The sequence below is a fragment of the Corynebacterium sp. HMSC064E08 genome (genome assembly GCF_001811805.1).
GTDB classification, from domain to species: Bacteria; Actinomycetota; Actinomycetes; order Mycobacteriales; family Mycobacteriaceae; genus Corynebacterium; species Corynebacterium jeikeium_D.
In genome coordinates this window covers 373,367-397,439 of the sequence record NZ_KV806698.1, presented here as the reverse complement: position 1 = coordinate 397,439, position 24,073 = coordinate 373,367, and the positions used below count along the sequence as shown (strand labels likewise).

At 58.8% G+C, this 24,073-nt stretch carries 21 protein-coding genes; 7 read left to right on the top strand and 14 right to left on the bottom strand.

Annotation, left to right across the window (positions count from 1 at the left end; genetic code table 11):
• Nucleotides 1-62 precede the first annotated feature (62 nt).
• The 6 genes from HMPREF2820_RS04955 to HMPREF2820_RS04930 form a co-directional block, all read right to left on the bottom strand.
• Nucleotides 63-2,144 carry a peptidoglycan D,D-transpeptidase FtsI family protein gene (locus HMPREF2820_RS04955; protein WP_083308426.1) on the bottom strand — a complete coding sequence of 694 codons (2,082 nt, stop codon included), beginning with the start codon at nucleotides 2,142-2,144 and terminating at the stop codon, nucleotides 63-65.
• Nucleotides 2,145-2,314: 170 nt separating this feature from the next.
• Nucleotides 2,315-3,130, bottom strand: a complete 816-nt coding sequence (locus tag HMPREF2820_RS10900) for a cell division protein FtsL (RefSeq protein WP_070603073.1) — start codon at nucleotides 3,128-3,130, stop codon at nucleotides 2,315-2,317.
• Between the two features lie 64 nt (nucleotides 3,131-3,194).
• Complete coding sequence (rsmH, locus tag HMPREF2820_RS04945; protein WP_070603072.1) at nucleotides 3,195-4,235, bottom strand: 16S rRNA (cytosine(1402)-N(4))-methyltransferase RsmH; 1,041 nt, start codon at nucleotides 4,233-4,235, stop codon at nucleotides 3,195-3,197.
• Between the two features lie 260 nt (nucleotides 4,236-4,495).
• The gene (mraZ, locus tag HMPREF2820_RS04940; protein ID WP_005510286.1) at nucleotides 4,496-4,927 is read right to left on the bottom strand and encodes a division/cell wall cluster transcriptional repressor MraZ; all 432 of its coding nucleotides are present in this window, start codon (nucleotides 4,925-4,927) and stop codon (nucleotides 4,496-4,498) included.
• A 709-nt stretch (nucleotides 4,928-5,636) separates the two neighbouring features.
• Nucleotides 5,637-6,080, bottom strand: a complete 444-nt coding sequence (locus tag HMPREF2820_RS04935) for a DUF3040 domain-containing protein (protein WP_016423008.1) — start codon at nucleotides 6,078-6,080, stop codon at nucleotides 5,637-5,639.
• A gap of 231 nt (nucleotides 6,081-6,311) precedes the next feature.
• A complete protein-coding gene (locus HMPREF2820_RS04930) occupies nucleotides 6,312-6,800 on the bottom strand; it encodes an SAV_6107 family HEPN domain-containing protein (protein ID WP_016423009.1) in 489 nt (162 codons plus the stop codon).
• A gap of 206 nt (nucleotides 6,801-7,006) precedes the next feature.
• Here HMPREF2820_RS04930 and HMPREF2820_RS04925 point away from each other — a divergent pair, with 206 nt between their 5' ends.
• Entirely contained in the window at nucleotides 7,007-7,597 is a 591-nt protein-coding gene (locus tag HMPREF2820_RS04925; RefSeq protein ID WP_048731193.1) for a GNAT family N-acetyltransferase, read from the top strand.
• Nucleotides 7,578-8,252, top strand: coding sequence for an LppM family (lipo)protein (locus HMPREF2820_RS04920; protein ID WP_049190486.1), 675 nt, complete (start codon nucleotides 7,578-7,580; stop codon nucleotides 8,250-8,252). Before HMPREF2820_RS04925 ends, HMPREF2820_RS04920 begins: the two co-directional genes overlap by 20 nt.
• A 3-nt stretch (nucleotides 8,253-8,255) precedes the next feature.
• Here HMPREF2820_RS04920 and metF read toward each other — a convergent pair whose 3' ends face one another.
• The gene (gene metF, locus HMPREF2820_RS04915) at nucleotides 8,256-9,242 is read right to left on the bottom strand and encodes a methylenetetrahydrofolate reductase [NAD(P)H] (protein ID WP_070603067.1); all 987 of its coding nucleotides are present in this window, start codon (nucleotides 9,240-9,242) and stop codon (nucleotides 8,256-8,258) included.
• Between the two features lie 66 nt (nucleotides 9,243-9,308).
• On the opposite strand from metF, the gene HMPREF2820_RS04910 reads away from it, so the two are divergent.
• From HMPREF2820_RS04910 to HMPREF2820_RS04895, 4 genes are all read left to right on the top strand, one after another.
• Nucleotides 9,309-10,421, top strand: a complete 1,113-nt coding sequence (locus HMPREF2820_RS04910) for a polyprenyl synthetase family protein (protein ID WP_070603065.1) — start codon at nucleotides 9,309-9,311, stop codon at nucleotides 10,419-10,421.
• 18 nt (nucleotides 10,422-10,439) lie between these two features.
• Nucleotides 10,440-12,140, top strand: a complete 1,701-nt coding sequence (crtI, locus tag HMPREF2820_RS04905; protein ID WP_070603063.1) for a phytoene desaturase family protein — start codon at nucleotides 10,440-10,442, stop codon at nucleotides 12,138-12,140.
• A gap of 86 nt (nucleotides 12,141-12,226) precedes the next feature.
• A complete protein-coding gene (locus HMPREF2820_RS04900; protein ID WP_070603062.1) occupies nucleotides 12,227-13,843 on the top strand; it encodes an alpha-(1->6)-mannopyranosyltransferase A in 1,617 nt (538 codons plus the stop codon).
• 6 nt (nucleotides 13,844-13,849) lie between these two features.
• Nucleotides 13,850-14,830, top strand: a complete 981-nt coding sequence (locus HMPREF2820_RS04895; RefSeq protein WP_070603224.1) for a phytoene/squalene synthase family protein — start codon at nucleotides 13,850-13,852, stop codon at nucleotides 14,828-14,830.
• 30 nt (nucleotides 14,831-14,860) lie between these two features.
• Here the strand turns inward: HMPREF2820_RS04895 and HMPREF2820_RS04890 are convergent, their stop codons facing one another.
• Nucleotides 14,861-15,235 (bottom strand): Rv2175c family DNA-binding protein, encoded by a 375-nt coding sequence (locus tag HMPREF2820_RS04890; RefSeq protein ID WP_005510311.1) that lies wholly within the window; start codon nucleotides 15,233-15,235, stop codon nucleotides 14,861-14,863.
• A gap of 79 nt (nucleotides 15,236-15,314) precedes the next feature.
• Here HMPREF2820_RS04890 and HMPREF2820_RS04885 point away from each other — a divergent pair, with 79 nt between their 5' ends.
• Nucleotides 15,315-17,687, top strand: coding sequence for a PASTA domain-containing protein (locus HMPREF2820_RS04885; protein ID WP_070603060.1), 2,373 nt, complete (start codon nucleotides 15,315-15,317; stop codon nucleotides 17,685-17,687).
• A gap of 71 nt (nucleotides 17,688-17,758) precedes the next feature.
• Here the strand turns inward: HMPREF2820_RS04885 and HMPREF2820_RS04880 are convergent, their stop codons facing one another.
• The 6 genes from HMPREF2820_RS04880 to HMPREF2820_RS04855 form a co-directional block, all read right to left on the bottom strand.
• Nucleotides 17,759-19,144 carry a class II 3-deoxy-7-phosphoheptulonate synthase gene (locus HMPREF2820_RS04880; RefSeq protein ID WP_049170253.1) on the bottom strand — a complete coding sequence of 462 codons (1,386 nt, stop codon included), beginning with the start codon at nucleotides 19,142-19,144 and terminating at the stop codon, nucleotides 17,759-17,761.
• Nucleotides 19,145-19,212: 68 nt separating this feature from the next.
• The gene (locus HMPREF2820_RS04875; RefSeq protein WP_048731205.1) at nucleotides 19,213-19,704 is read right to left on the bottom strand and encodes a polyadenylate-specific 3'-exoribonuclease AS; all 492 of its coding nucleotides are present in this window, start codon (nucleotides 19,702-19,704) and stop codon (nucleotides 19,213-19,215) included.
• A gap of 151 nt (nucleotides 19,705-19,855) precedes the next feature.
• Nucleotides 19,856-20,647 carry a lysophospholipid acyltransferase family protein gene (locus tag HMPREF2820_RS04870; protein ID WP_049170252.1) on the bottom strand — a complete coding sequence of 264 codons (792 nt, stop codon included), beginning with the start codon at nucleotides 20,645-20,647 and terminating at the stop codon, nucleotides 19,856-19,858.
• Nucleotides 20,648-20,748: 101 nt separating this feature from the next.
• On the bottom strand, nucleotides 20,749-21,762 hold the full coding sequence (locus tag HMPREF2820_RS04865; RefSeq protein WP_016423020.1) for an ROK family glucokinase: 1,014 nt from the start codon (nucleotides 21,760-21,762) through the stop codon (nucleotides 20,749-20,751).
• 9 nt (nucleotides 21,763-21,771) lie between these two features.
• Nucleotides 21,772-22,926: a glycosyltransferase family 4 protein gene (locus tag HMPREF2820_RS04860; RefSeq protein WP_048731210.1), complete on the bottom strand. Its 1,155-nt coding sequence runs from the start codon at nucleotides 22,924-22,926 to the stop codon at nucleotides 21,772-21,774.
• Nucleotides 22,927-22,979: 53 nt separating this feature from the next.
• The gene (locus HMPREF2820_RS04855; protein ID WP_369449713.1) at nucleotides 22,980-24,050 is read right to left on the bottom strand and encodes an NlpC/P60 family protein; all 1,071 of its coding nucleotides are present in this window, start codon (nucleotides 24,048-24,050) and stop codon (nucleotides 22,980-22,982) included.
• Between the last annotated feature and the right edge of the window lie 23 nt (nucleotides 24,051-24,073).

Genomic DNA, 24,073 nt, shown 5'->3' with positions numbered 1-24,073 from the left:
CAAAGTAATAAAAGTCTGTGTATTAGTGCTGTCGCGGTAACTTCATTGTGGTGGTGACCTCGTTACTGCTGCAGCAACAACTTGCCTTCGCGGGGTGGCGACGGCGGTACGTTGTAGCGGTTAAGCGCCCAAGCGGCGATGTCCTTAAACAGTGGGGCTGCTGACTGACCGCCGTCACCATGAACACCACGCTGGGGTTCGTCAAGCATGATGCCAATGACAAAACGGGGATCGTCGGCAGGCGCGATGCCTGCAAACGTGATGTAGTACTTGGAATTCGAGTACGCGCCGGTGTCGGGGTCAACCTTCTGCGCCGTACCTGTCTTGCCTGTGAGCGAATACCCCTCAATACTATTTCCGGCAGCGGTACCCGACTGCTGCCCCGTGGGATCAGACTGCATAACGCCTTCAAACATGGCGCGCACAGTTTGGGCGGTCTCCGGGCTAACCACACGCACTGTTTCCGGGCGCTCTGTTGCCGTCTTCGTGCCGTCCGGGGAAATTGTCGAACGAATCATACGCGGCGGGATGCGCTCGCCATCGTTGGCGATTGCCTGGAAAACTCCTGTCATCTGCAGCAGTGTCATGGCCATACCCTGACCAATGGGCAGGTTCGCAAATGTACCGCCGGACCACTGCGGACGCTGCGGCACCAAGCCGGAAGATTCACTGGGCAACTCGATACCCGTGGACTGCCCCAGCCCGAAGAGATGCAGCATCTCAGCGAAGCGGTCCTGACCCAAACGCTCTGCCAGCATTAGGGTGCCGACATTGGAGGACTTGCCGAATACACCGGTCGTCGTGAAAGCTTCCGTGCCGTGCTCCCATGCATCGCGCACGGTGACACCCGCCATATCAATCGTGCCCGGAACCTGCAGAACCTCATCCGGTGTGGTCTTGCCGTCTTCGATAGCGGCCGCTGCGGTAATAATCTTTGCTACAGAGCCCGGCTCAAATGGGTTCGATACAGCGGAGTTTCCGATAGTGCGCCCCTCTTCGAGCTCGGCCCCCATATCCTTATTCGGGTTAGCCGTGTCCGCCTGCGCCATTGCAAGCACTTCGCCGGTCTTCGCGTCGAGCACGACTGCCGACGCATCCTTCGCTCCCGAGTTGGCCTTCGCCTGGTTGACCTGCTGCTGGACAAAGTACTGCATGTCTAGGTCCAGGGTCAGCTCGTAAGTCGTACCGTCCACAGCTGCGTGGACATCGCGCGTGGATCCCGGGATTGCCACACCGTTAGAGGCAATATCAATGGTCTTGCCACCGTTAATACCCTGCAAAGTGGCATCACGAGAGGCTTCAAAGCCGAACTGGCCGACGCCATCCATGCCAATCTTGCCGATGACGTTCGCCGCCGTCGCCCCATTCGGGTACTGGCGAATATCCTGACGCTCCGCCACCAGTTCTGGATACTTTTCCACGATGGCAGCGGCCTTGTCCGGGTCGACATTACGCACGAGTACCTCATAGGTGCTGTCCTCATTGCGCAGCTTCTCCAGAATGTCCTTCGAGCTCACCCGGGACGGCGCGCTCATCACCGAGTTCTCCTCGGTTTCGGGTTCCGCTTGACGACGGCGACTGCTTCCCGACTTCTCCGCGTCGATGTCGGCCACGTCGAGTAGCTTCGGCAAATCCTTGGCGATCTGCTCGAGGCGTTCATCGTAGGTAGCGACATCATCCGGGCGCTGCTTATGGGCGTCCCCAATCCACTTGCGCAAAGTGTTCGGGTGAACGGTAATACTGCGTGCCTCCATAGTGAAGGCAAGCTGAGCTCCGTTACGATCGAGAATCGCACCGCGCCGAGCTGCATCAACAACTTCCACCGTGCGCTGATTCTGTGCCGCCGCCGACAGGTCAGGACCTGCGACGAGCTGCACCCAAGCCAAACGGGAGACCAGCACTACAACTGCGATAGCGCCTATAAACTGCAGCCAGTTGCGACGCCGGATGAAGTCCTTATTACTAATGCGCATTTTTTCGCGCGGGGGCACGCTTCGGTTGGTATTAGCATCGAGCCCCCGGCTGCGCTGACCATCCCGAACGCGACTTTGGCCTCTGCGCTCACGGGATGTAATTCGGTAAGCACGTTCGCCGAAGTCATACCCCCCTCCACGGTTGGGGTAGTCGTCTTCAGATCGAATCATGCGCTAGTGCTTTCTACTAAGTCGATTCTCCCGCGCGCGATAACGTTAGGCGGTATTCCCTGCCATCGCGAGTACTGAATTAATTAGTCTACAGTCGCATGACCAGAAACAGTGGAACCGCCAGAATATCGGGCAGTTGGCCAGTTTGGCCCAGTTTGTTTTCTAAGTTCCTACGGTGCTGGAGCTGGCTCGGGTGCCGGAGCTTCCGGTGCTTCCGGCGCCGCGGCTGGCGCTTCTGGGGCTGGCGCTGGCGCTTCAGCCTCAGGCGCGGGTGCCGGAGCCGGCGCAGGTGCTGGTGCGGGCTCATGGTTCTGCGGCGCATACGGAGCGGTTGCCGGCAACCCGTTCGGACGTGGGTGCGCTTCCTCAATGGCCGGTGCCTGCATCCCCGGAACATTCTCGGTGTCCTTCGGGTTCGACGACGGCGCATGCGGAATATTCGGCGACTCGTTATTGAGGTCGACAATCTTCTGCTGCTTCTCATCGCCCGGTCGCACTTCCACGACCTTGCCTTCCGGATCGGTCGTCAAAACGGCAGGCTGCTCCGGATTGACCATGCCCTCTTCCACAGCACGCTGCGCGATAGCACCGGTTGACTTCATGTAAGCAACATCCCGCTCGAGCACCTCCAGCTGGTTACGCAGCTCCTTTTCCTTGGTCTGCGCAGCATCCAGCTGCAAGGATGTCGAGGTCGAAATACCCGACAGCCACATCGCCGCCACGATTCCGGCAACGACGAGAATGACCATCACGGCCGCACCGGCAAACTTGTGGTTATCCCTCGAGGACGTCGTAACGCGACGCCCACGCACCGAGATGACCTGCTGAGAACCTGTGCGCCCAAACCGCCGGCGCTGATAAAGATCCTGTTTCGTGCGGGCGCTGCGACCGCGCTGACGAGTCTTCGTCTTGGCACCGGCGACGGTTGCAGATGCGCCGCGGGAGGTGCGCCGGGTGGGGGCGTGCTCCGTGATTGTCGTTGCCATGCTCGAAAGTTCTCCCAGTACTTAGATCGTTAAGGGTGCGTTTGGTGCGGTTGAAAGGTTTGGGTCAATCGGCTCGAATCCGCTCGATACAGCGAACTCTCACCGGTGCGGCTCGGGGGTTGTCTTCTATCTCGCTTGCCGACGCCTTCTCCGCACCTCTCGTGATGAGAGCAAAGTGCGGTTCATGCCCCGGAAGCTCCATCGGGAGCCCCGGTGGGGTTGTCGACTTCACGCGCTCCGCAAAGTCCTTCTTGACGATGCGGTCTTCCAGACTCTGGTAGCTCATGAACACTGCACGTCCATCGACTGCGAGTGCATCGCAGACCTGTGGCAGTACATTTTCCAGAGCTTCAAGCTCACGATTTACCTCGATACGAAGAGCCTGAAACGTACGCTTGGCCGGGTGTCCGCCCTTGCGGCGAGATGCCGCCGGAATGGTTTCGTAGAGCAGCTCGACCAGACGACCGGAGGTCGTAAACGGTTCCTTCTCCCGCTCACGCAGGACTGCCGAGGCGATCTTGCCGGCGAAGCGCTCGTCGCCGTAAGTCGATAGGATGCGCGCGATATCACCGTGCGAATAGGTATTGAGCACATCCGCTGCGGTAATCCCCTGGCTTGCATCCATGCGCATGTCCAGTGGGGCGTCGACTCGGTAGGCGAATCCACGATTGACTTGGTCAAGCTGCATCGAGGAAACACCGAGATCGAAAAGCGCACCTGCAATGCCCTTCTCAGCGGCGCGGGCGAGAATGTCCTCCGCGCCACTTCCACCAGCGGCTGCAGGAATCTCACCACTGAGCACCTCGGCGAGCGAATCGAAACGCACACGGAAGGCTACAAAGCGATCACCGAAGCGCGCGAGACGTTGTTCTGCCCCTCGCAATGCATTGTCATCGCGATCGAGTCCAACAACGCAGAGCTTCGGGAACTGCTCCAACAGGTATTCCGTGTGTCCACCGGCACCAAGAGTGCCGTCGACAACTACTGCATCGTCACCCAGTGCCTCGATGCCCGGGCGCAACAAATCAGTCACTCGATGAAGCAAAACGGGGACATGACCAAACTCGCCGGACTTGCGATCATCCGCAGGTACCGATCCGTTCATTTCCCCTCCTCACCGGGTATGTTCGCACTGGTCAGAGAATCTATCGAGTGTATTCCCGGTTTGCTTAACGACGAGTGCCGCGCCAGCAACCAGACCGCACCTCATGAGCACTACTGGGAATGCTGCTATCGGTGCTTAAAACAAAAAGCGGGGATGTTCACAGGGCCCCGCCTGACAGAACCTGGTATCGGGGAAGTACACCAGGGGCTATCAGGCAGAGTCCATGCGGACATTCCCTCTTTTCGGTTATTCCAAGCGGTTTATAAAACGCCGAACAGCGAGTCATCCTCACCTTCGGAGAAATCAGCTTCATGCTCCGCCTGGTAGGCCTCCCAGGACTCTTTGTCCCAGATCTCCAGAAAGTCAATAGAGCCGATAACCACGCACTCCTTGGAGAGATTCGCGTACCGACGGTGATCCATCGATAACGTGATTCGCCCCGAGCCATCAGGACGCTGCTCATCGGTGCTCGCCGCAAGATTTCGGATGAAAGCTCGCGCCTTGGCATTCGTACGAGAGGCCTTAGTAGCCCGCTGAGCTAATTTGACGAACTCCTCTTTCGGATACACCGCCAGAGAATGATCCTGCCCTTTAGTGACCATCAGGCCACCTGCGAGATCCTCACGGAACTTCGCTGGCAACGTCAGGCGCCCTTTGTCATCAAGCTTCGGCGTATAGGTGCCCAGAAACATGCGTCACTGGCCTCCCATCCCCGTGTCAACCTCAATGTCAACGCACAAACGCTTACCGAATTCAGGGATTTAGGCGTTGCCTTCAAGCAGAGCCAGAGGGCTGCGCTTTCCCGCAGTGTCAAAATCTCGCCAAACCTTAAGCGCAAATCGGATATTCACTTCTGCAATGTTGACCAACCTCAATCAACATCACGCCCCACTTTACCCCACTATCTGCCACTATCAACACAAGAAGGAGAAAAATAGTCACAGCATCAGCGCAACCCCACCGCCAGGATATCCATTTTAACCCAATTGACCTGGGATTTTAAAGAATCCTCTCGACAATTAAAGTGCGAATAAAAAGTGGGGCACCCACCCGCGACCACACCGACAACGACGCCACACCAACCACATTGTTAACAGAAAGCAGTTTACGCCCCACTACCCACCACCTACCTGCTAGAAACTATCCAGATTCAACCTGATCGCCAGAATTAGCGCGTTGACCTGCAATTTTGTGTCGCCAGAGCCAAACTTTTCAGAAATACCAACAACGACCGCAGATAAGAATTCCCTCACCCCAATAGCTAAGTGGGGGAAAGTGGGGACTCGGGGTGGGGCAAAGTGGGTGAGATCTTGTGGAGACGATTCACGTCTAGAAAAACAAAAAAGTGAGAGCAAGCCATCGCTGGCTTGCCCTCACTTGTTAATTCTTGAGGCTTATCCCCTAACGCCCCTCGAAGCGGCCACGGAAACGCGATTCCAACGTGGAATCACCAGAGGAGCCACGGCTACCCGAGGTCCCTCGACGACTCTTTGCCGCCCCGGACTTAGACTTTCCAAAGCTCAGCCCCGAAGCAGAACTAGCCTTCTCCTGCTTACCGGCGCCGGTCAGAGCCCAAACGCCGGAACCGAACATAAGGCCAAAGCCGGCAACCGATAACACAATGAACCAATTGCTCACAGAGAAAAGAGCGACGCCGCCAATCAACATCAGCAGACCGAGGAGCATGAGCGCAAAAACCTGGATGGAAAACCCACGAGGTGCGCTGTTTTCCTCCGGAAAGCTGAACGCATTTCCGGCCATCGTCGAACTAAATTTAGGATCCTCAGCGTAGAGTGCAGACTCGATTTCGTCGAGCATCCGCTGTTCGTGCTCAGATAGTCCCACAATTCCTCCATCGCCTACTTGAGCATTGCCCACCGCGATACTGGCGAGCCTTGACCCTCAACCAACAATGCCGATACAGCAAAGTTAATCACAGGCCACCTGCTGCTAACGCGGCGTCCGTTAGCTTCATTCTTACCCCTTCAACGGGCGACTCACCTCTATTGTTCCATGAATCCGAACAATCCCCCATTTATTTAGGAAAGCAACGCTTTAGCACGCCCCCCCACCGGCTTATGCAGCCGCGGGCAGAATACCCAGCTCAGTCCGAACAGCCCCCAAGAATGCACAACTTAAATCCCACAGCTCCTGCGCCCGCTGCGAGTCAATGCGACGCGAAATACCCAACCGGACTTCCTCACGCAGTGCGGTGAACTGCTCGAACTTGGTGACCCAGCTATCAAATTCAGGCTGCTCTTTTTTCAAACGCAACCAGGCACTCTGTGTTGCCGAACGACGACGCTTAACTGCCGAGCCCGAACGAGCGCCCGAGCCAGAACCCCCAGCCACCGACGCATCGTCGCGATTCAACAGCGCGCCTGCGCAACGCAGCGCCGCACAGTAGGAAAGCTCCAACATCTCATCAGAGCTGGCATTCCGAGCATTCGCTAGCAGAGCCTCTGCCCGCCCCAGCAGCTCCAGCGATTGCCTTGAGACACCGACCGGGGCGACCGAACCCGACTGCGAAATCGCCCTAAACTCCACCACGTTCGACCTTGCCACCACCCTGCTTCTCCTTTCACACAGCATTCACATGAGCACGGATTTTCCGCTTCTCCTTAGCGGGATTGACTGCAATCTATCCCCAAGCCCGGACTACGCCATGCACACTTTCGCACACCTGTTCGACTCAATGTTATTGCAGTAATCTCACAACTAAGTTCGTCCAAGTCGCTAATCTGGTCACTGTGAAATACAGCGTGGTTCCGATGACAGCAGGAGACTTCAATCTCCGCCTGCAAGAAGCAGTGGCTCTCTACATCACCGCGATGCAGTACAACCCCGCGATCTTGCCCGGTCGTCTCCACGAATGGCAGAAGCAAACCACTCAACCCGGCTTCATGGCTGCTGCAGCCATAGCTCACCCCAAAGAGCTCTCCCCTGCCCAGGCTCTCCGCGACCCGCGCTGCAGGTTGGTCGGCATCGGCTACTGCCGTACAGGATTGGACACGCACTGGTGGTATCGCCAGGTAAGAGATGGACTGCTCATGGACGGGCGCTCGCTACCGGACGTCGTCAAGCTCTTGGGCAACTACGCCGAACTGTCTGAGATTCACATACACCCCAGCTTTCAGGGGCGGGGACTCGGTAAACGACTGCTCCGCGAGTTGGTCGATTCCCGCCCAGAGACGCGAGTTCTGTTGTCAACCCCGGAATACCCGAATGAGGCCAATAGGGCATGGCAGCTCTACCGCCAATTTGGTTTCAAGGATGTTTTAAGGAACTTTTATTTCACAGGGGACTCCCGTCCCTTCGCAGTTCTAGGAGTAGATCTTCCCCGTGACATCATCACCGAGTGAACCTTCCACACCACGTCGACGGCTTTCGCCTCTGCGCATTGCCACCGCAATAGCCGGAATTGCCGCTATCTTGCCGCTCAGCGGCTGCTTTGACGCACAGGCTGGCATTACCATTTCCGGCGACGACAGGGTCTCGGGCACAATTCACGTAACACCCACGGAGGAAGTCCGTTCCCAATTTGAGCAGTGGCAAGTACCGGAAGATCTCTCCGACCGCGTCTCGCAGGGAGTAATCGACTCCTCCACAGGAAAGATGGAAGTCTCGTTCAACGAGCTGCACTTCATTGAACTCACCGATACGCTCCGACAGCTTTCCGACGATCGCGTAGACATCGACCTAGACCGTACCGGTGGCGGCAAGATTTCGATGAACGGCCACATGGATTTGACTCACCTGCCCGGCGCGAAGGTTGATTTCGTCGTCGCGTTCCCGGAGCAGGTTACTGACTCCAATGGCCGCCAGACCGAACCGAACAAGGTGGAATGGCAGCTCGCCAGTGGCGAGAACCATAATGTATGGGCTTCGTCGCCGGCTGGATCCACCAAGCGGAATCAATTCCTATTATTTGCCGGTGTGACCACAGCCGCCGGTGTCCTAGCCTCAGTGCTAGGTGTCCTGTGGGCGCGAAGAGTTCGCGACATGCAGGACTTTTAGCAATTAAAAACCGCCGCGCAGCATATCCTGGCCGGTGCCCCATTCGGGCGCCATGCCGAGGTTGTGCAAAACTTCCTGGGAGGCGCGAGCGAAGTTCATAGTCATAAAGTGCAGCCCCGGCACGCCTTCGGCGATGAGCCGCTCTGCCATGTTGGTCGAAAACTCGATACCAATCTTGCGAATCTCATCTTTATTGGCCTGCTCGTCACCATCTGCTGCCTTAATCAGGCGTTCCTCCAAATCGGATGGCAACTGTGCCCCGGAGAGCTCAACCTGCCTGCGCACTGAGCGCAGCGATGTAATCGGCATCAGCCCCGGAATGATGGGCTTGGCACCGTGCACTGGGTCGGCTTCCACCAGGCGGTCTCGAAGGCGTAAGTAGTGCTCAATATCGAAGAACATCTGCGTAATCGAGTATTCGGCTCCCGCGCGCAGCTTGGCCAGCGTGTACTGCGTGTCATGGTCCAAATCCGGCGAGCGGTAGTGTCCCTCCGGGAACGACGCAATGCCGATTTCAAATTTCTCGAACTCCGGCTCGGCCTTAATCAGCTCAATCAGTTCGCTGGCGTAGTGCAGACCGCCCTCGGTCTCCACCCAAGGGCCAAGCGGTTCTCCCGGTGGGTCACCACGCAGAACGAGCAGATTCGTCAGCCCCGCGCTGAGATAAGAGCGCAGGATTTCCCGCAGCTCGTCGACAGTGTGCTCTACCAATGTCAGGTGCACAAGCGTTGTCAGCGGCTGCCTCGAAACGCGCTGGGCGATTCGCAGGGTGCGGTCGCGGCTAGAACCACCGGCGCCGTAGGTCACGGATGCAAAGGAGGCACCAAGATCATGGAAAGCCTCAGCTGCTCGGAGAAGACGTTCCTCGGCCGCGTCGTCACGCGGGGGCATGAACTCGACCGAGAAGGGAATACTGCCCGCGCTCGGCATTGAAAGCGCCTGGCGGATTGTCACTTGGCGGCCTGGCGACGGTGGCATTGTTGAGGACATAGTCACTCATACTAAGCGGTGTCCTATTCTTGAGTCAGCATTACCCGTCATCGACGAGAGGCTCACATGAGCGAAGAACTGGATTTGGCCGCGCTACAGCCCCGCGAAGTACCAGCTACTGTTACCAAAACGCTGGAGAACTACCTCAAAAGCCGTGGCGACGATGTCGCATCGGTCGATGCGGTATACACCGAGGCCATAGATTCGCTCCACTCCTTCGTCCTCAATGGGGGCAAGCGCGTGCGTCCAGCCTTCGCCTGGCAGGGGTGGTTGGGAGCAGGCGGCCTCGAAGGCCGTTTCTCCCCAGCAGAGGATTCCCAGGCTGTGATGAACGCGGTGAGCGCCCTGGAACTCATTCAAGCCTGTGCACTCATTCATGACGACATCATCGATGACGCTGATACGCGCCGTGGCGCACCGACTATCCACAAGGTATTCGAGGCCAAGCACGAGGCCAATAGCTGGAATGGAGCCGCCGACCGCTTCGGTATTTCGGCCGCAATCCTCATTGGCGATGTTGCTCTGACCTGGGCTGATGACATGATGCACTCTTCAGGCCTCAGCTCGGAGGCGCTAACCCGCGCACTTGTCCCCTGGCGGGCGATGCGCACTGAAGTACTTGGCGGCCAACTGCTCGATATCACGGCCGAAGCCAGCCGGGACAGTCGTGTCGAGACCGCTGAGAAAATCAATCTGTTCAAGACCGCCGCCTACACCATCGAGCGGCCGCTCCACATTGGTGCTGCGATTGCCGGCGCCCCAGCGGAATTGGTTGAGGCCTACCGCAGCTTCGGCCGCGATATCGGTGTGGCATTCCAGCTCCGCGACGATCAGCTGGGTGTTTTCGGCGATCCCGAAGTCACGGGCAAGCCTGCCGGCGATGACCTCCGCGAGGGCAAGCGAACCGTCCTGGTCGGCCAGGCTTTGAGCCTCTACCGCGATTCCGCACCTGAAAAGGCCCGCTTTATCGATGAACGCCTGGGAGCGGTCTCGTCTGCTGCAGATATTGATGAGCTACGAAATCTCATCGCTGATTCCGGCGCTGCCGATGCCGTCGAACGTGAAATTGACCGCCTGACCAGCCGCGCTTTCTCCACTATCGAGAATGCCGACCTGCCTGCAACGTCGCGCGAGAACCTCATTGCTATGGGCGTTCGCGCCACCGCTCGTCAGCATTAGACCAGGTGTTGCGTAGTCATGCCCGCTGCTTCCCCCACTCGTGCCCCCATTAATTCCCCGCGTCTGCGACGTGCGGTCACTCGTCCTCATAAGGGCTCCAAACCACGACTGACCATCATCGGCGCAGGCCTGTCCGGACTTACCGCCGCGCTCTACGCCATCGCCGATGGCTACGATGTCACCGTTGTCGAGCGGGGAAGTTTCGTCGGCGGACGCTGCGCCAGTGAACCCATCACAGTCGATATCGACGGGCAATCGCTCACCGCAGTCTTCGACACTGGCGCAACTGTATGGACCATGCCCTCGCTTGTCGACGATGCCCTCGCCGCCGTCGGCCTCTACGCGCGCGATATCGACCCGGGTTTTTCGGCCTCCCCAATCACGCCCACCTACCGTGCGGAATTTGCCACCCGCGGCGGACTCGACGTGTTTTCCAACGAAGACATGATGGCCGATGAACTCGCGCGCTTCGGTGCCTCTGACTCCACCGTCGCCGGTTACCGCAAACTTCGCACGTGGCTGCAAACTCTCTTCAATGCCTGCTTCGACAACTTCATGTCCCGCAGCTTTGACCGCGTTACGGACCTATTCACCGGGCCCGGCGCGCTTCGCGACCTCACTACGCTCTTCCGACTCGGTGCCTTCGGCGCCCTCGAACCTAAGATTCGTGCCTTCCTCGGAGATAATGATCTCGCTCGCGTTTTCAGCTTCCAGGCGCTTTACGCAGGTGTGCCTCCCGCTAAGGCCCGTGCGGTCTACGGCTGCATTTCCCACATGGATACCTCGATGGGGGTTTACTATCCGCACTCCCCCGCATTTGGTTCGGGTATAGGCGCCGTCAGCGAGTTGCTCGCCGAGGCCGTCCGTCGAGCTGGCGGAACCATCGACTTCGGCGTTGATGTCACTGGGCTGAAAGTCGACGAGGCAGGCTTTGTCTCCGCCATCACCACGGCAACTGGCGAGCGTCCCACCGATGCCGTCATCGCTACGACCGATTTACCTGTGGTGCAGAGCTGGCTTCACGACGCGAATACCTCTGCCGCTGGTAGCTTATCGAAGCGGCGAGGCCTTCGGAGCGTCGTAAAGCGGCCGGGAGCGCGACGGCTGTTCCCAGTTCGATTTTCCCCATCGGCGGTGGTGGCGCACGGACTGATGCCGGTTTTGGAGACTGCGACCTGGCCGAAGCGGCATCACCTGATTTCGTTTGGCGAAAAGTGGAACGAGACCTTTGAAGAGATCTCGTCACCGCGCCATGGAAAGCTAATGTCGGACCCATCATTGCTGGTCACCCGGCCTGCGGTGAGCGCGCCGGAGCGTATTGTCACAGATGCGAACGGCGTGCAGTGGGAGCCCGTCAGTGTGCTCGCGCCGTGCCCCAACTTGCAGTCGGCCAATCTAATCTGGTCGCGAATCGGTGGGGACTACGTTGCGAAAATAACCGCTGAGCTGGAGCGGCGCGGACTGACCGGGATTTCTACGAAGTGGCGAGTCGGTCGGATCGATACCCCTCAGCAGTGGCAAGAACGCGACATGGGCGTTGGCTCGCCGTTTGGGCTGGCGCATCTGTTCCGACAGACGGGGCCGTTCCGTCCCCGCAACTTCTCTCCGAAGATGCCAAAGAATCTGACGCTGGCGGGATCGACGACGGTGCCGGGGGTTGGCGTGCCGACGGTCATGATTTCGGGACGACTTGCGGCACAGCGGTTTGAAACGCCTTAGCTCATGAATGTCTCCCGGATGTCTGCCGGTGGTCACTGACCAACTAGGATTAATGCATCAGCAATGTATCGATTGTTTAGGTTGACATGAATTTATCGCGGAGTGCTCAGCTGGGTGTCTACGGTGGCATCCTCATTGCTCTGGGCTCCTACGGTTCCGGTGCGAATCGCTACCGTGGCGGCCTTGTCCACGCTCTGGGACTCGACTGGATCACCTACGGTCACGGTCAGATTTTCTGTGAGATTGTGATTTGGGTAGGTATCGCCCTGCTGCTTATCTCGTGGCTGCGCATCGGGCGGGAACTGCTGTTCTCGAAGGGGACCATCCGGGACATTGTGGCCGGTTCTGCCCATGCTGGCGACGCAGCAGACGCTGCGGTTCCAGCGAACGCTGGCGGCGATGAGTCCACGTTGCGTCGGTTCAATTCAATCCTGATGGCCTGGGCAATTCCCCTCGCGCTGGCCGCACCGCTGTTCTCTCGCGATGTCTATTCGTATCTCATGCAGGGCGCGATGGTCCGCGATGGGTTTGATCCCTACACCGAGGGAGCTGCAGCTAATCCAGGGCCGATGCTGCTGGAGGTATCCGCAGATTGGCGGAATACCACCACCCCGTATGGCCCGCTGCATCTGGGAATTGGCGAGGTCATCACGCGGATTGTCGGCGACAACATCACCGTCGGCGTGATTCTCTACCGCATTGTGTGTCTGCTGGGCTTCGCCGCCATTGTCTGGTCGATCCCGCGAATCGCCCGGGAGCTTGGAGCAAATCCGGCTTTCGCACAGTGGCTCGGTGTGCTCAATCCACTGGTGCTACTGCATCTGATTGCGGGTATGCACAACGAGGCACTGATGGTCGGATTGGTCAGCCTGGCACTAGTCGCCGCACTGCACATGGAGCACATGCGGGGCGGCCTGGTCGCTGCTGTCCTCATCGGAATTGGCGTCGCGCTGAAAGCCACCGCTGTCCTGGCGCTGCCCTTCGTCGTGTGGATTGTGTTGACCAGGCGCGAGCCCATCGCCACGGTTCAAGAGATGCTGCGCAAGATTCCGGCGATTGCCGGTGTGGGCATCGTGTTGGTCGCAGTTTGCGTCGGCACGCTTGCAGTGGTGACGTGGCTGACCGGCTCGAGCTGGGGCTGGATTTCCGAGATCAGTGGCAATACCAAGGTGATTAACCCCCTGGCAGCACCGTCAGCGGTCGCTGGTGTGATCTCGGGCGTCATGGCGTGGTTCAACGACGACATCGGTTTCAACGTCATCGTCAGCCACACACGCGTGGTCTCCTCTATCATCATGCTGGTGGGGCTCGTGATTTCCTGGTTCTACTTCCGAGCCACCCCTCGTAACAATGTCGCTGGCATGATTGCCGCTTACGTGGTGGCCTGCGTATTTAATGCCGTGGCACTTCCCTGGTACTACGCCAGCTTATTGACTCCCATGGGAACGATTCGCCCGCCACGATGGGTGGTTCAAGGCACCGTGTTGTTCACATTCATCCTGTCGCTGTCCTTCGCCGGCGGCGGCAATCACCGCTTTTACGACGTGCCCTGGATGGTTATCATTACCGTTCTCGGCTGGCTGGCCGTCGGCTGGCTGACCACTGGAAAATTCAGCTGGAAGTACCCGTGGCGCGACGATAAAACCGCCGCAGACACGGATTCCACGGTGGCGCCCCTGTCGCGGTCGACCGAGGTCGCATAGTTGTCCATGCCCACCCCACAGCCTCTCTCGACAATCGCGCTGCCACAGTCCTACGAGCTCTGCCGCGATATTATGGCCTCCCACGGTCGCACGTATTCCCTGGCCACGCGACTATTGACACCCCGCCAACAGCGTGCGGTGTGGTCTCTCTACGCCTGGGCACGCATCGTCGATGACTACGTCGACTGCCCCGCCGACGCCGACCGCTCCCCCACGCACATCGAAGCCACAGTCACACGTTTAAGCGAGCTTTTCCACTCAGCTGTCGTCATCGGTTCGCTTGACGACGTCCACCGCGACCGCGACCGTGCCGTCATCTCGGCGGCCGCACAGACTTTTCGCGACTACGACATCGATCCACAGCTCTCTGCGGACTTTGTTCACTCCATGTTGATGGACGTGCCCGACACATCGTGCCACATTGCGCATTTTGAAACATGGGAGCAACTCGACTCGTATATGTGGGGCTCCGCAGCAGTCATCGGCCTTGAGATGATGCCCATCCTAGGCACCCGCACAGGGGTCTCCCGTGAGGAAGCCACTCCCTACGCAGAGCTCCTGGGAAAAGCCTTTCAGGTGACGAATTTCCTCCGCGACATCGCCGAGGATTTTCGCCGTGGCCGTATTTACCTACCACTGAATGAGTGGGAGGCCTTCGGAGTGGGTACCGAGGAGATCGGCTACTGTGCCGCCACGGGACAGGCGACCCCGGCGGTACGTCAGGCATTGGCCTTCTTCATCGCTCGCAACCGCGCACTCTATGCCGAAGCCAGCAGCGGCGTGGACATGTTAGAGGTGCCAGGGCGTCAGGCTATCCGTGCCGCGGAGATTCTCTACTCAGACATTCTCGGCGAAATTGAGCGCATGAACTACAACGTCTTTGCGCAACGCGCTCAAGTGGGACGCGCTCGAAAAGCAAAAATCGCCCTCCCGCTGCTTTTCACAGCAGTGGCCGGGCGATTACGACAGGAGCTATCGCGGGCGTAGGACGGCGGGCGTAGGACGCCGTCCGGGTCTTTACAACGCCATAGCCTGTGCGCGGCGCATTACTTCGCGTGCAAGGTGACCGTGCAGGGCGTCCACCGGACGTCCAGGCAGAGATTCATCTTCGGTGAATAGCCACTCCAGCGTTTCTTCTCGCGTGTAGCCGCCGTCGGCAAGCAATGCGAGTGCGCCAGGTACAAAACGCGCGACCTCATCATCTTCAAAGAAGCGGGCGGGAATTTGTGCAATGCCGTCGCGGTGGACTGCAATAAGGCGACCCTCCTGCAGCAACGCGTGAATTCGGGTGACGGTGACGCCAATGAGGTCAGCGGCATCGGGCAGCGCAAGAGTGGGTTCGTCGGCGCTCAGGACATCGTGGCAAGTTGGAATCTTTCTCACACTGGTCACTTTAGCGCGTTGGCCTTGCAGTAGGTACGTCCCCATATACTTATTAGAAGCAACTGATTGGAACAGGGAAGGCTGGTTTATGTCGCAGCTTGTCGAGGGGCAGATTCTCGATGGTCGCTACCGCATCGGAGCCACCATCGCACACGGTGGCATGAGCACCGTGTACTGCGCCACCGATTTGCGGCTCGATCGCAGGGTGGCCGCAAAGGTCATGGATCCGCGTTTTGTCGACGACGAGTCTTTCCGCATCCGCTTCGAACGTGAGGCCCGCGCGGTCGCGCACCTCAATGACGAGTCGCTCGTCAACGTCTACGACCAGGGCACGGACCCGGCGGGGCATGTTTTCCTCATTATGGAATTCGTCGACGGTGGGACCCTCCGCGAACTGCTCCGTCAGCGCGGTCCGATGCCTCCGCATGCAGCTGCCGTCGTGATGCGCTCAGTTCTACGCGCCCTATCGGTGGCGCATTCCCGCGGCATGGTGCACCGAGATATCAAGCCGGAAAATGTGCTGATTGCCTCGGACGGGCGAGTGAAGCTGGCGGACTTCGGTCTAGTGCGCGCGGCCGCTGATGCCAAGGTGACCTCTAACTCGGTCATCGTCGGCACCGTCGCTTATCTGGCTCCGGAGCAGGTCACGGGTGAATCCATCTCCCCTGCATCCGATGTGTATGCGGCGGGTATTTTGCTCTTTGAGCTGCTTACCGGCACCACGCCATTCATCGCCGATTCTTCGCTCGGCGTTGCCATGAAGCGATTGAACGAAGATGTCCCGCCACCCTCGGAGTTCATCGACGGCGTTCCCGAGGAGTTCGACGAGTTGGTCGCCCGCGCTTGTTCCCGCAGGCCGGAGGATCGGTTTGAGACGGCCGAGGAATTCGGTGACGCACTCGAAGACATTGCGGACAAACTCGCGCTGCCACCATTCCGCGTGCCGTCGCCCGTCAATTCAGCAGCCGCCAACGCTGCCGCCATGGAGGGGCTCACAGAGGACTTCCACCGACCGGGCAACGACCATTTCGATGACAGACACGGCACCGCAGAGACGGCACCCGAGCGCTTCGGTCACGACGGCTATGGCTTCTCGACGGACGCACCCGGTAGCCCCGTTTCTTCCCGACCACCGGGACCACCAAACGTTTTCGATGATTTCGACGACCCGGATGCGGGGCGGACACGCACTTTCGATCGCTATGACGAGTACAACCCCCCTGGCTGGGAATCCCCGGAGCCGTCTGGTGGAGCTCTCGTACCAGCCGACGTTCCAGGCGCTCCGGAATATCCGCTGCCGCCGGACACTCAGGGCCCACAGCACCCACAGCATCCGCAGCCGCGATCTGCTCAGACTCAGACGCCGAAGAGCCGTCGAGCTACCCGACAGCGGACGCGCCGTGGATGTGCATTGTGGCTGATTATCGCCCTGGTTGCCACGTTGGGCATGGGGCTTGGCGCATGGTGGCTGGGCTCTGGCCGTTACGGCGAAGTGCCCTCTATCACTGGGCTGTCGCAACCACAGGCGATGACCGCAATCAGTGAGGCGGGCTTTGAACCGGTGGTTGATGAGCGCTACGACAACGATGTCGCAGTGTCGCAGATTATTGGCTCGGACCCCCTGGCTGGAGCGCGGGTTGTTCGCGGTGATGATGTTCGCGTACTGGTCAGTCTCGGCCGCCCGACTGTGCCTGCATATCCCGCGAACCACTCAAAGGAAGTGTTCAGCGCTGCCCTAGCTAAGCGGACGTTGAAAGAAGAGGTCGGAGACCCCGTCTTTTCCGATGATGTTCCCACCGGCGGCTTGGTGTATGCGGTTCCTGCTCCAGGACAGACCGTCGAAGTTGGCTCAGTTGTGACTGTGCATTACTCCAAGGGGCCAGCACCAGTGAAGGTGCCAAAAATCGTGGGGCTTCAAGAGGATGAAGCTCGTGAGCTGTTGAGCAAGGCCGGGCTGGAAGTCCGGGAGGTAGCGGCAGAGTTCTCCTCCTCTGCTGAGCCAGAAGAGGTTCTTTCCGTGTCTCCTGAGGAAGGCACTGGCCTCGAACGCGGTAGTTCTGTGACGTTGACCATTAACAACGGCATCGAAGTGCCCAATGTCGTGGGCAAGTCGGAGGATACTGCTCGCCAAATTCTGCAGCGCGAGGGCATTGAGGTAAGCGAAGTAAAGGACGCGTCCTCCTCCTCGCGCGACTACGGCCGTGTCGACGCAGTCTCACCGAGTGCAGGTCGTCTGGTTAACCCCAATGATGCGACTGTCACGCTGACGGTGTCCAGAGCAGTGAAGGTTCCGCAGCTGCTGGGTAAAACTGTTGCGCAGGCACGTCGTGAAGCGGAGAAACAGCATCTTCAGCTCGACATCGGCGGCTCTGCGAACGAGGACGATCGCATCGTATTGCAGTCACCCCGACCAGGCGCTAAGGCCACGGCGGGTGACAGCATTTCGGTCAGCACTCTGTAAAAAGTGCAACGCTCCACTGAACGCGGCGCTGCACCAGCTGGGCTAGTTGTACCTAGCTGAGCTGGTTGCAACTAGTTGCGCAGCATCTCGGCAACCAGGAAGGCCAGCTCCAGCGACTGCTGAGTGTTCAAACGCGGGTCACAGGCGGATGCGTAACGGCCTGGCAGGTCGACATCGGAAATGTCCTGCGCGCCACCGAGGCACTCAGTGACATCTTCGCCGGTCAGCTCCACGTGGATACCGCCCGGGTGTGAACCGATCGAGCGGTGCACCTCGAAGAAGCCCTGAACCTCGTCGACGATGCGGTCGAAGTGGCGGGTCTTGTACCCATTGGAGGCCGAGTAAGTGTTGCCATGCATCGGGTCGCACTGCCAAATGACCTTGTGACCAGAAGCTTCCACAGCCTCAACGATGGGAGGCAGCACGGAGCGAACCTTGTCATTGCCCAGACGCGAAGTCAGGGTCAGGCGACCAGGCTGGAAGAACGGGTCGAGCTTGTCGGCGTAAGCGACAGCCTCCTCCGGCGTGGTGGTCGGGCCAATCTTCACACCGACGGGGTTGCCAATCATGGCAGCCAGGTTGATGTGGAAGTCCTCAATGCCACGGGTGCGCTCACCAATCCACAGCTGATGCGCGGAGAGATTGAACAGCTCCTGGCTGCCATCGTTTTCAGAAAGGCGCAGCATAGCGCGCTCGTAGTCAACAACCAGCGCCTCATGCGAGCAGTAAATCTGCGCGGTCTGCAGGTTCGAGTCCGCAACACCACAGGCAGCCATGAACTGCAGTGCGTGATCAATCTCGCGTGCCAGGTCCTCGTAGCGGGCGCCAGCCGGCGAGTTGCTGACGAACTCACGGTTCCACTCGTGCAGACGGTGCAGGTCAGCGGTGCCCGAACCTGTCAGTGCACGTACCAGGTTCATCGCCGCAGAGGCATTGGCGTAAGCACGCACCATTCGAGCTGGGTCGTGAACTCGAGCTTCTTCGGTCGGCTCAACGCCGTTGACCATGTCACCGCGGTAGCTAAGCAAACCGTCGCCGTCGATATCCTTCGAGCGCGGCTTGGCGTACTGACCAGCGATACGAGCCATCTTTACGACCGGGGTGGATGCGCCGTAGGTCAGCACAACGGCCATCTGCAGCAAGGTCTTCACATTGGCGCGAATGTGCGGCTCAGTATTGGACTCAAAGGTCTCCGCACAATCACCGCCCTGCAACAGGAAGGCCTTACCATTAGCGACGTCGGCAAGCTCCTGACGAAGCTTACGAACCTCAGGCGCGACCACAATTGGCGGCACCGATTCGAGAATGCGACGCACATTTGCAGCGGCGCGGGCATCCCAGCTTGGCTGCTGTAGGGCTTGGCGGGATACGACATCAGCAAAACGCTCAGCCATGTCGCCGGGAAGCGGTGGCAGATCGGGCAGGTCATCTACAGGGAGATCAATAGTCCAACTCACAGAAGTTCATTGTAATGCCCCTGCCAGAAGGGTGTTAGTCAGGTCACCAAATATTCGAACTCCGCCGCTTAATCAAGCGGCAACTTCTGGGCAATCTTTTGAAACTTCAGCAGATTGTGCTGGGCATCTGCCAGCGCGTCGTGCTTACCTGCAGTCTGTTTTGGCAACCGTGGCTTGCCCGCCATCTCCCAGTACTGCTTGAGTTCACGGGTATAGCGCGGCATAAACTGCGGCAGCTTGGTCATATCACCCCAAAGCTGCACCAACGCAATGTGGTCGTAGGCGCCTACCCAGGCCCACAGTTCTGGGCTGCCTGTACCGGGTTCGGTGAAAAATGCCAGCAGTTCCTCGCGGATTGTGTCCCGGTTCTTCCACAGCGGAGATGAGGGGTTGGGCAGCTGATTGAGCACATTGGTCCGAACCCACGGCCCGGCTTTGCTCTCATTGAACTCGGTAGACACCGCGTAGTACTCGCGGCCATCCTCAGCTACGACACCGATGGAGACAAGATCAATAGTCTTGCCGTCTTCAATAAACTCGGTGTCATAAAAATAACGCACGGTGTGGAATCCTCTCCAGCCTCGGCCTCGCGTCGGCTACCTCGCGACCAAAAGACCGTGGAGCCCTACCGAGCAAATCTTACCCATGCACCGAATCGCCATAGGAAGTGTGCAGCCCCACTGTCGCGAAAACTATCTGCGCCTAATTATTCTAGCGAGCGCGTCGGAACCAGCGACGAGGGGTCGGCTTCGGCCCCGGAGCCGGAGTGGTCAGCTCTCCACCCGGCTCGGTTCCCGCTGGATAGCCGGTGCCGGCCTCCAAGGACTTCTTCACATCAGTCGCATAAGCATCGACATATTCCTGACCAGAAAGCTTCTGAATTTCCTTAATCAGGTCATCCGTCAGTGCCCTGGCCGCTTCATACTCATCGCTGTACTTGGCTTTGTACTCCGACGGATCAATCGGATCGCCGATAATCGTGCCGACCTTCACCGGACGAGGAATCCACGAACCAATCGGGTTGGCCTTCTCCGTATCAATCATCGCCATTGGGAACACCGGCACACCGGCCTCCAGCGCGACACGTGCCGCACCGGTTTTACCGCGGTACAGTCGACCATCCGGACTACGGGTGCCTTCCAAGGAAATGCCCAGCAGGTCACCGCGTGACAGCACCTTCAAGCCGGCGTTCAGCGCATCGCGAGCTGCATCACCAGAGGTACGGTCAATCGGCACCTGCCCCACCGAGGAGAAGAAGAACTTCTGGATACCGCCGACAAAGCCCGGCGTGGTGAAGTACTCCGCCTTCGCCAGGAACGTCAGCTGACGACGGCAGACCAGTGGGAAGAAAAAGTGATCCATCACAGCAAGGTGGTTCGACGCCATCAGCGCTGGACCTTCCTGAGGAATCTTCTCACCACCGATGTAGTACGGGCGATTATAGATCCGCAGCCAAGGGCCAATGAGGATGTACTTAAAGAACTTGTACCAGCGATTATTCACAGTTTAAAACTATACAGGTTCAGGTGGTCCGACGATCCATCTCCGCAGCCATTCCCCCACCTTTTCGCGGGCGAATTCCCCTACATTCCCCAATTGACGCTTTACGACGATGCCGCACCCTCGGCAGCCACAACGCTGCGCGCAATATCCGCCGCACCGATCAACCCAGCATCCGCACCTAGTTCAGCGACCCGCACATCCGCTACCGGACGATAGCCAGTACCGGTGAGATTGCGGGCAAACTCGGCCTTGGCCTTGTCCAGGTATAGATCAGACGCCGAGGCAACACCGCCACCGATAACAATCAATTCCGGATCAAAGACATCGCCCACCATCGACAGGCCACGCCCCAGCCAGGTAGCAAAGTCATCAATCGCAGCTAGAGCCAATTCATCCCCCTGGCGAGCAGCCGAGACGACATCGGTACCAGTTACCGAGCCGGCCACGAGTCCGTCGGTAAGCCGCGAGAAGTAGCGACCGGATTCAGAGAGTTCCTGAGCGGTGGTAACCAACGCCGTACCCGAGCAGTAACGCTCCAAGCAACCACGCTTTCCGCAGGAGCAGGGACGACCATCCGGCACAACGGTGAGGTGGCCGAATTCCGGCGCCGTGCCGTACGCGCCACGGTAAATCTCACCACCCTGCATCATCGCGCCGCCGATTCCCGTACCCAGCGCAAACAGCACCCAATTATCCGCACCGCGAGCCGCACCAAAGCGATACTCACCCCAGGCGGCCGAGTTGGCATCGTGCTCAAGCTGCAGCGGACATGGGAGAAGCAAGGATAAACGCTTGACGACGTTCGCATCGCGCCACGGCAGATGCGGGGCAAAACGAACCGTCTGGCGGTCAGAATCCAAAAAACCAGCTACAGCTAAACCGATGGCGCTGACATCTGGAAAGCGTTCAACCAAGCGCTCGGATGTCTGGACAATGCCACGTTCAATGGCATCCACACTGCCATCAGAACTGGTCTGAACTCGATACAACACCTGCCCATCAGCGCTGACCACTGCAGCGCGCAGGTTTGTTCCACCAATATCAAAACCGATAGCCGGGCGATCAGCGGCGTCGGACTCGTCTGAGCTCGGATGAATCGGAATATCGGTGGACATAACAGTTGATTATAAAGGGATTGCGCAGGTTCGGAGAATTCGGCGAGCCCGAGCAGCCATGACCTCCCAGGTCCACGACTGCACAACATGCTCCCGACCACAGGCTCCCATCGCCGCCGCGCGCTCCGGATCATCCAAAATCTCAACCAGCCCGGTGGCGACGCTGCGCTTCGAGGCTCCGTCGACAACGATGCCAGTTTCGCCATCGATAACGGTCTCCGGAGCACCACCGGACTTGCCAGCTATGACAGGGACACCGCAGGCCTGTGCTTCCAAGTAGACAATGCCGAGGCCTTCTACATCGAGGCCACGTCCGCGAGTTCGGGCGGGCATGGCAAAAATGCTGGCCGCATTGTAATAGGCGGGGAGGTCATCATAAGAGACCTTGCCGGCAAAAATAACCTGCTCGGAGACCCCGAGCTTTACTGCCAGCTTTTCCAATTCTCGGTTCAACGGACCAACGCCGACGATCAGCAATCTGGCATCCGGGTGCTGCTCAAGAACCTTAGGCATGCTGCGAATCAGCATATCCTGCCCTTTTCGGCGGACTAGCCGAGAAATACAGACGATAAGCGGCTGGGATTCACCAATTCCGTGGTGCTGACGAATCTTCTGCCCAGCCTCGGGGTCCGGGGAGAATCGCTCGATATCGACACCGGAAGGCAGGCGTTCAAATGCTGTTTGCGGACCAAAGGCTGCCGCAAATCGACCACGGGTGTAGCGGGAAATATAGGTCACAACATCGGAGCTCTTACCAATGCGCCCCAGCATCTGGCGGGCCAAAGGCAGCATCGACCAGCCCACTTCATGTCCGTGAGTGGTAGCAACGATGCGGGTGGCACCTGCGCGACGGCATGCGTCGGCAAGCAAACCAAGTGGCGCGGCTGCACCAAACCAGACGGTGTCAATGCGTTCGGTGCGAATAATCTGAGCGGCGCGACGAGCTACGTGCGGCAGTGGCAGCAGCACGGAATCACGCATGCGATAAACACGGTACGGTAGCGACTCGTCGTAGGCGCGGAGCTTTTCTTTAGGAGCTCGCGAGGACGCGAGGACTACGAGGTTCTCCGGATCCAAACGAGCACAGAAATCACGCAGGTAGGACTCGATTCCACCATCGCGAGGCGGGAAGTCATTCGTAATGAGCAGTACGCGCGCAGACATGGAGCCGAGTTTATCTACCTTGACTAAAAGGACGCGAGGCCACCTGCCGCTAGTTAGAAGCGGACAGCGCCTTGGTACGGGCCACCTTGGTCGATGGAAACGACCTGGACTGGAATGCCGTAGTCGGAAGCATGGACAATCTGACCGTTGCCAATGTACATGCCTACGTGGGTGATGCCCGGGTAGTAACCGATGATGTCACCTGGCTGTAGTTGGTCACGGCTTACCGGGGTACCACCGGCGAGCTGTGCCTGCGAAGTACGCGGAATGGACTTACCAATCTGCTGGTACGCCCAGTACATCAGACCGGAGCAGTCGAATGCGGAGGGCCCAGCAGCTCCCCACGAGTACGGGGAACCCAGCTTCGACATCGCGGCATCAACTGCGGCGGAAGATCCGAGCAGTTTATCCAGCCCTTCGGTAATTGGGTTGTTCTTGGAAATCCAGATTTCCCGCTGTTCGGGGCTCAGCGAATCAACCATGGACTTGACATGCTCGGCGCGCTCATCAAATTCGGCGCTGCGCTTGTCCAAATCATCGCGACGCTTAGCCAGGTCATCGAGCTGCTTGCGAATATCGCCCTGCAGACGCAGCGCATTGGCCTTACCATCCTCAGCATCCTTGCGGGCTTGCACCGCACGGCTGACGACTTCATCGTTGTCGCGGAACATCTTGTTGATGTAACCGGCACGGTCGATAGCGTCCTGAGCACTGGCAGATCCCAGGGCGGCCGACAATGGGTCGACGATTTCACCACGCATCCGCTTCTTCGCGAAGTAAGAAATCTCACCAGAGAGCGCCTTGAGGTCATCCTGTGCTCGGAGAACCTGATCCTCAGAGTGCTTCAGCTCCCCCTCGGCGTGCCGGAGTTCCTCTTCCTTGGCCTGAACCTGGGAATCCAGCTCGGTAACTTCCTCAGAAACCGCTTCGGTATCCCGAGAAATCCTCTCCAGCTCTGCAATAATGCCGTCTGCAGTAGCCAGATCCGGGGCTGGCTGTTCATCCTGTGCAGACGCAATCGGCGCCAAACCTACGGCGCCAAAGGTTAGCCCAGTCACGACCGTAAGCCCGACTACACCGCGACGAGAGTTGTGGCGACGACGAGAGACACGGTGACGCGACAAATCCAAACCCTTTTCAAGTTGTG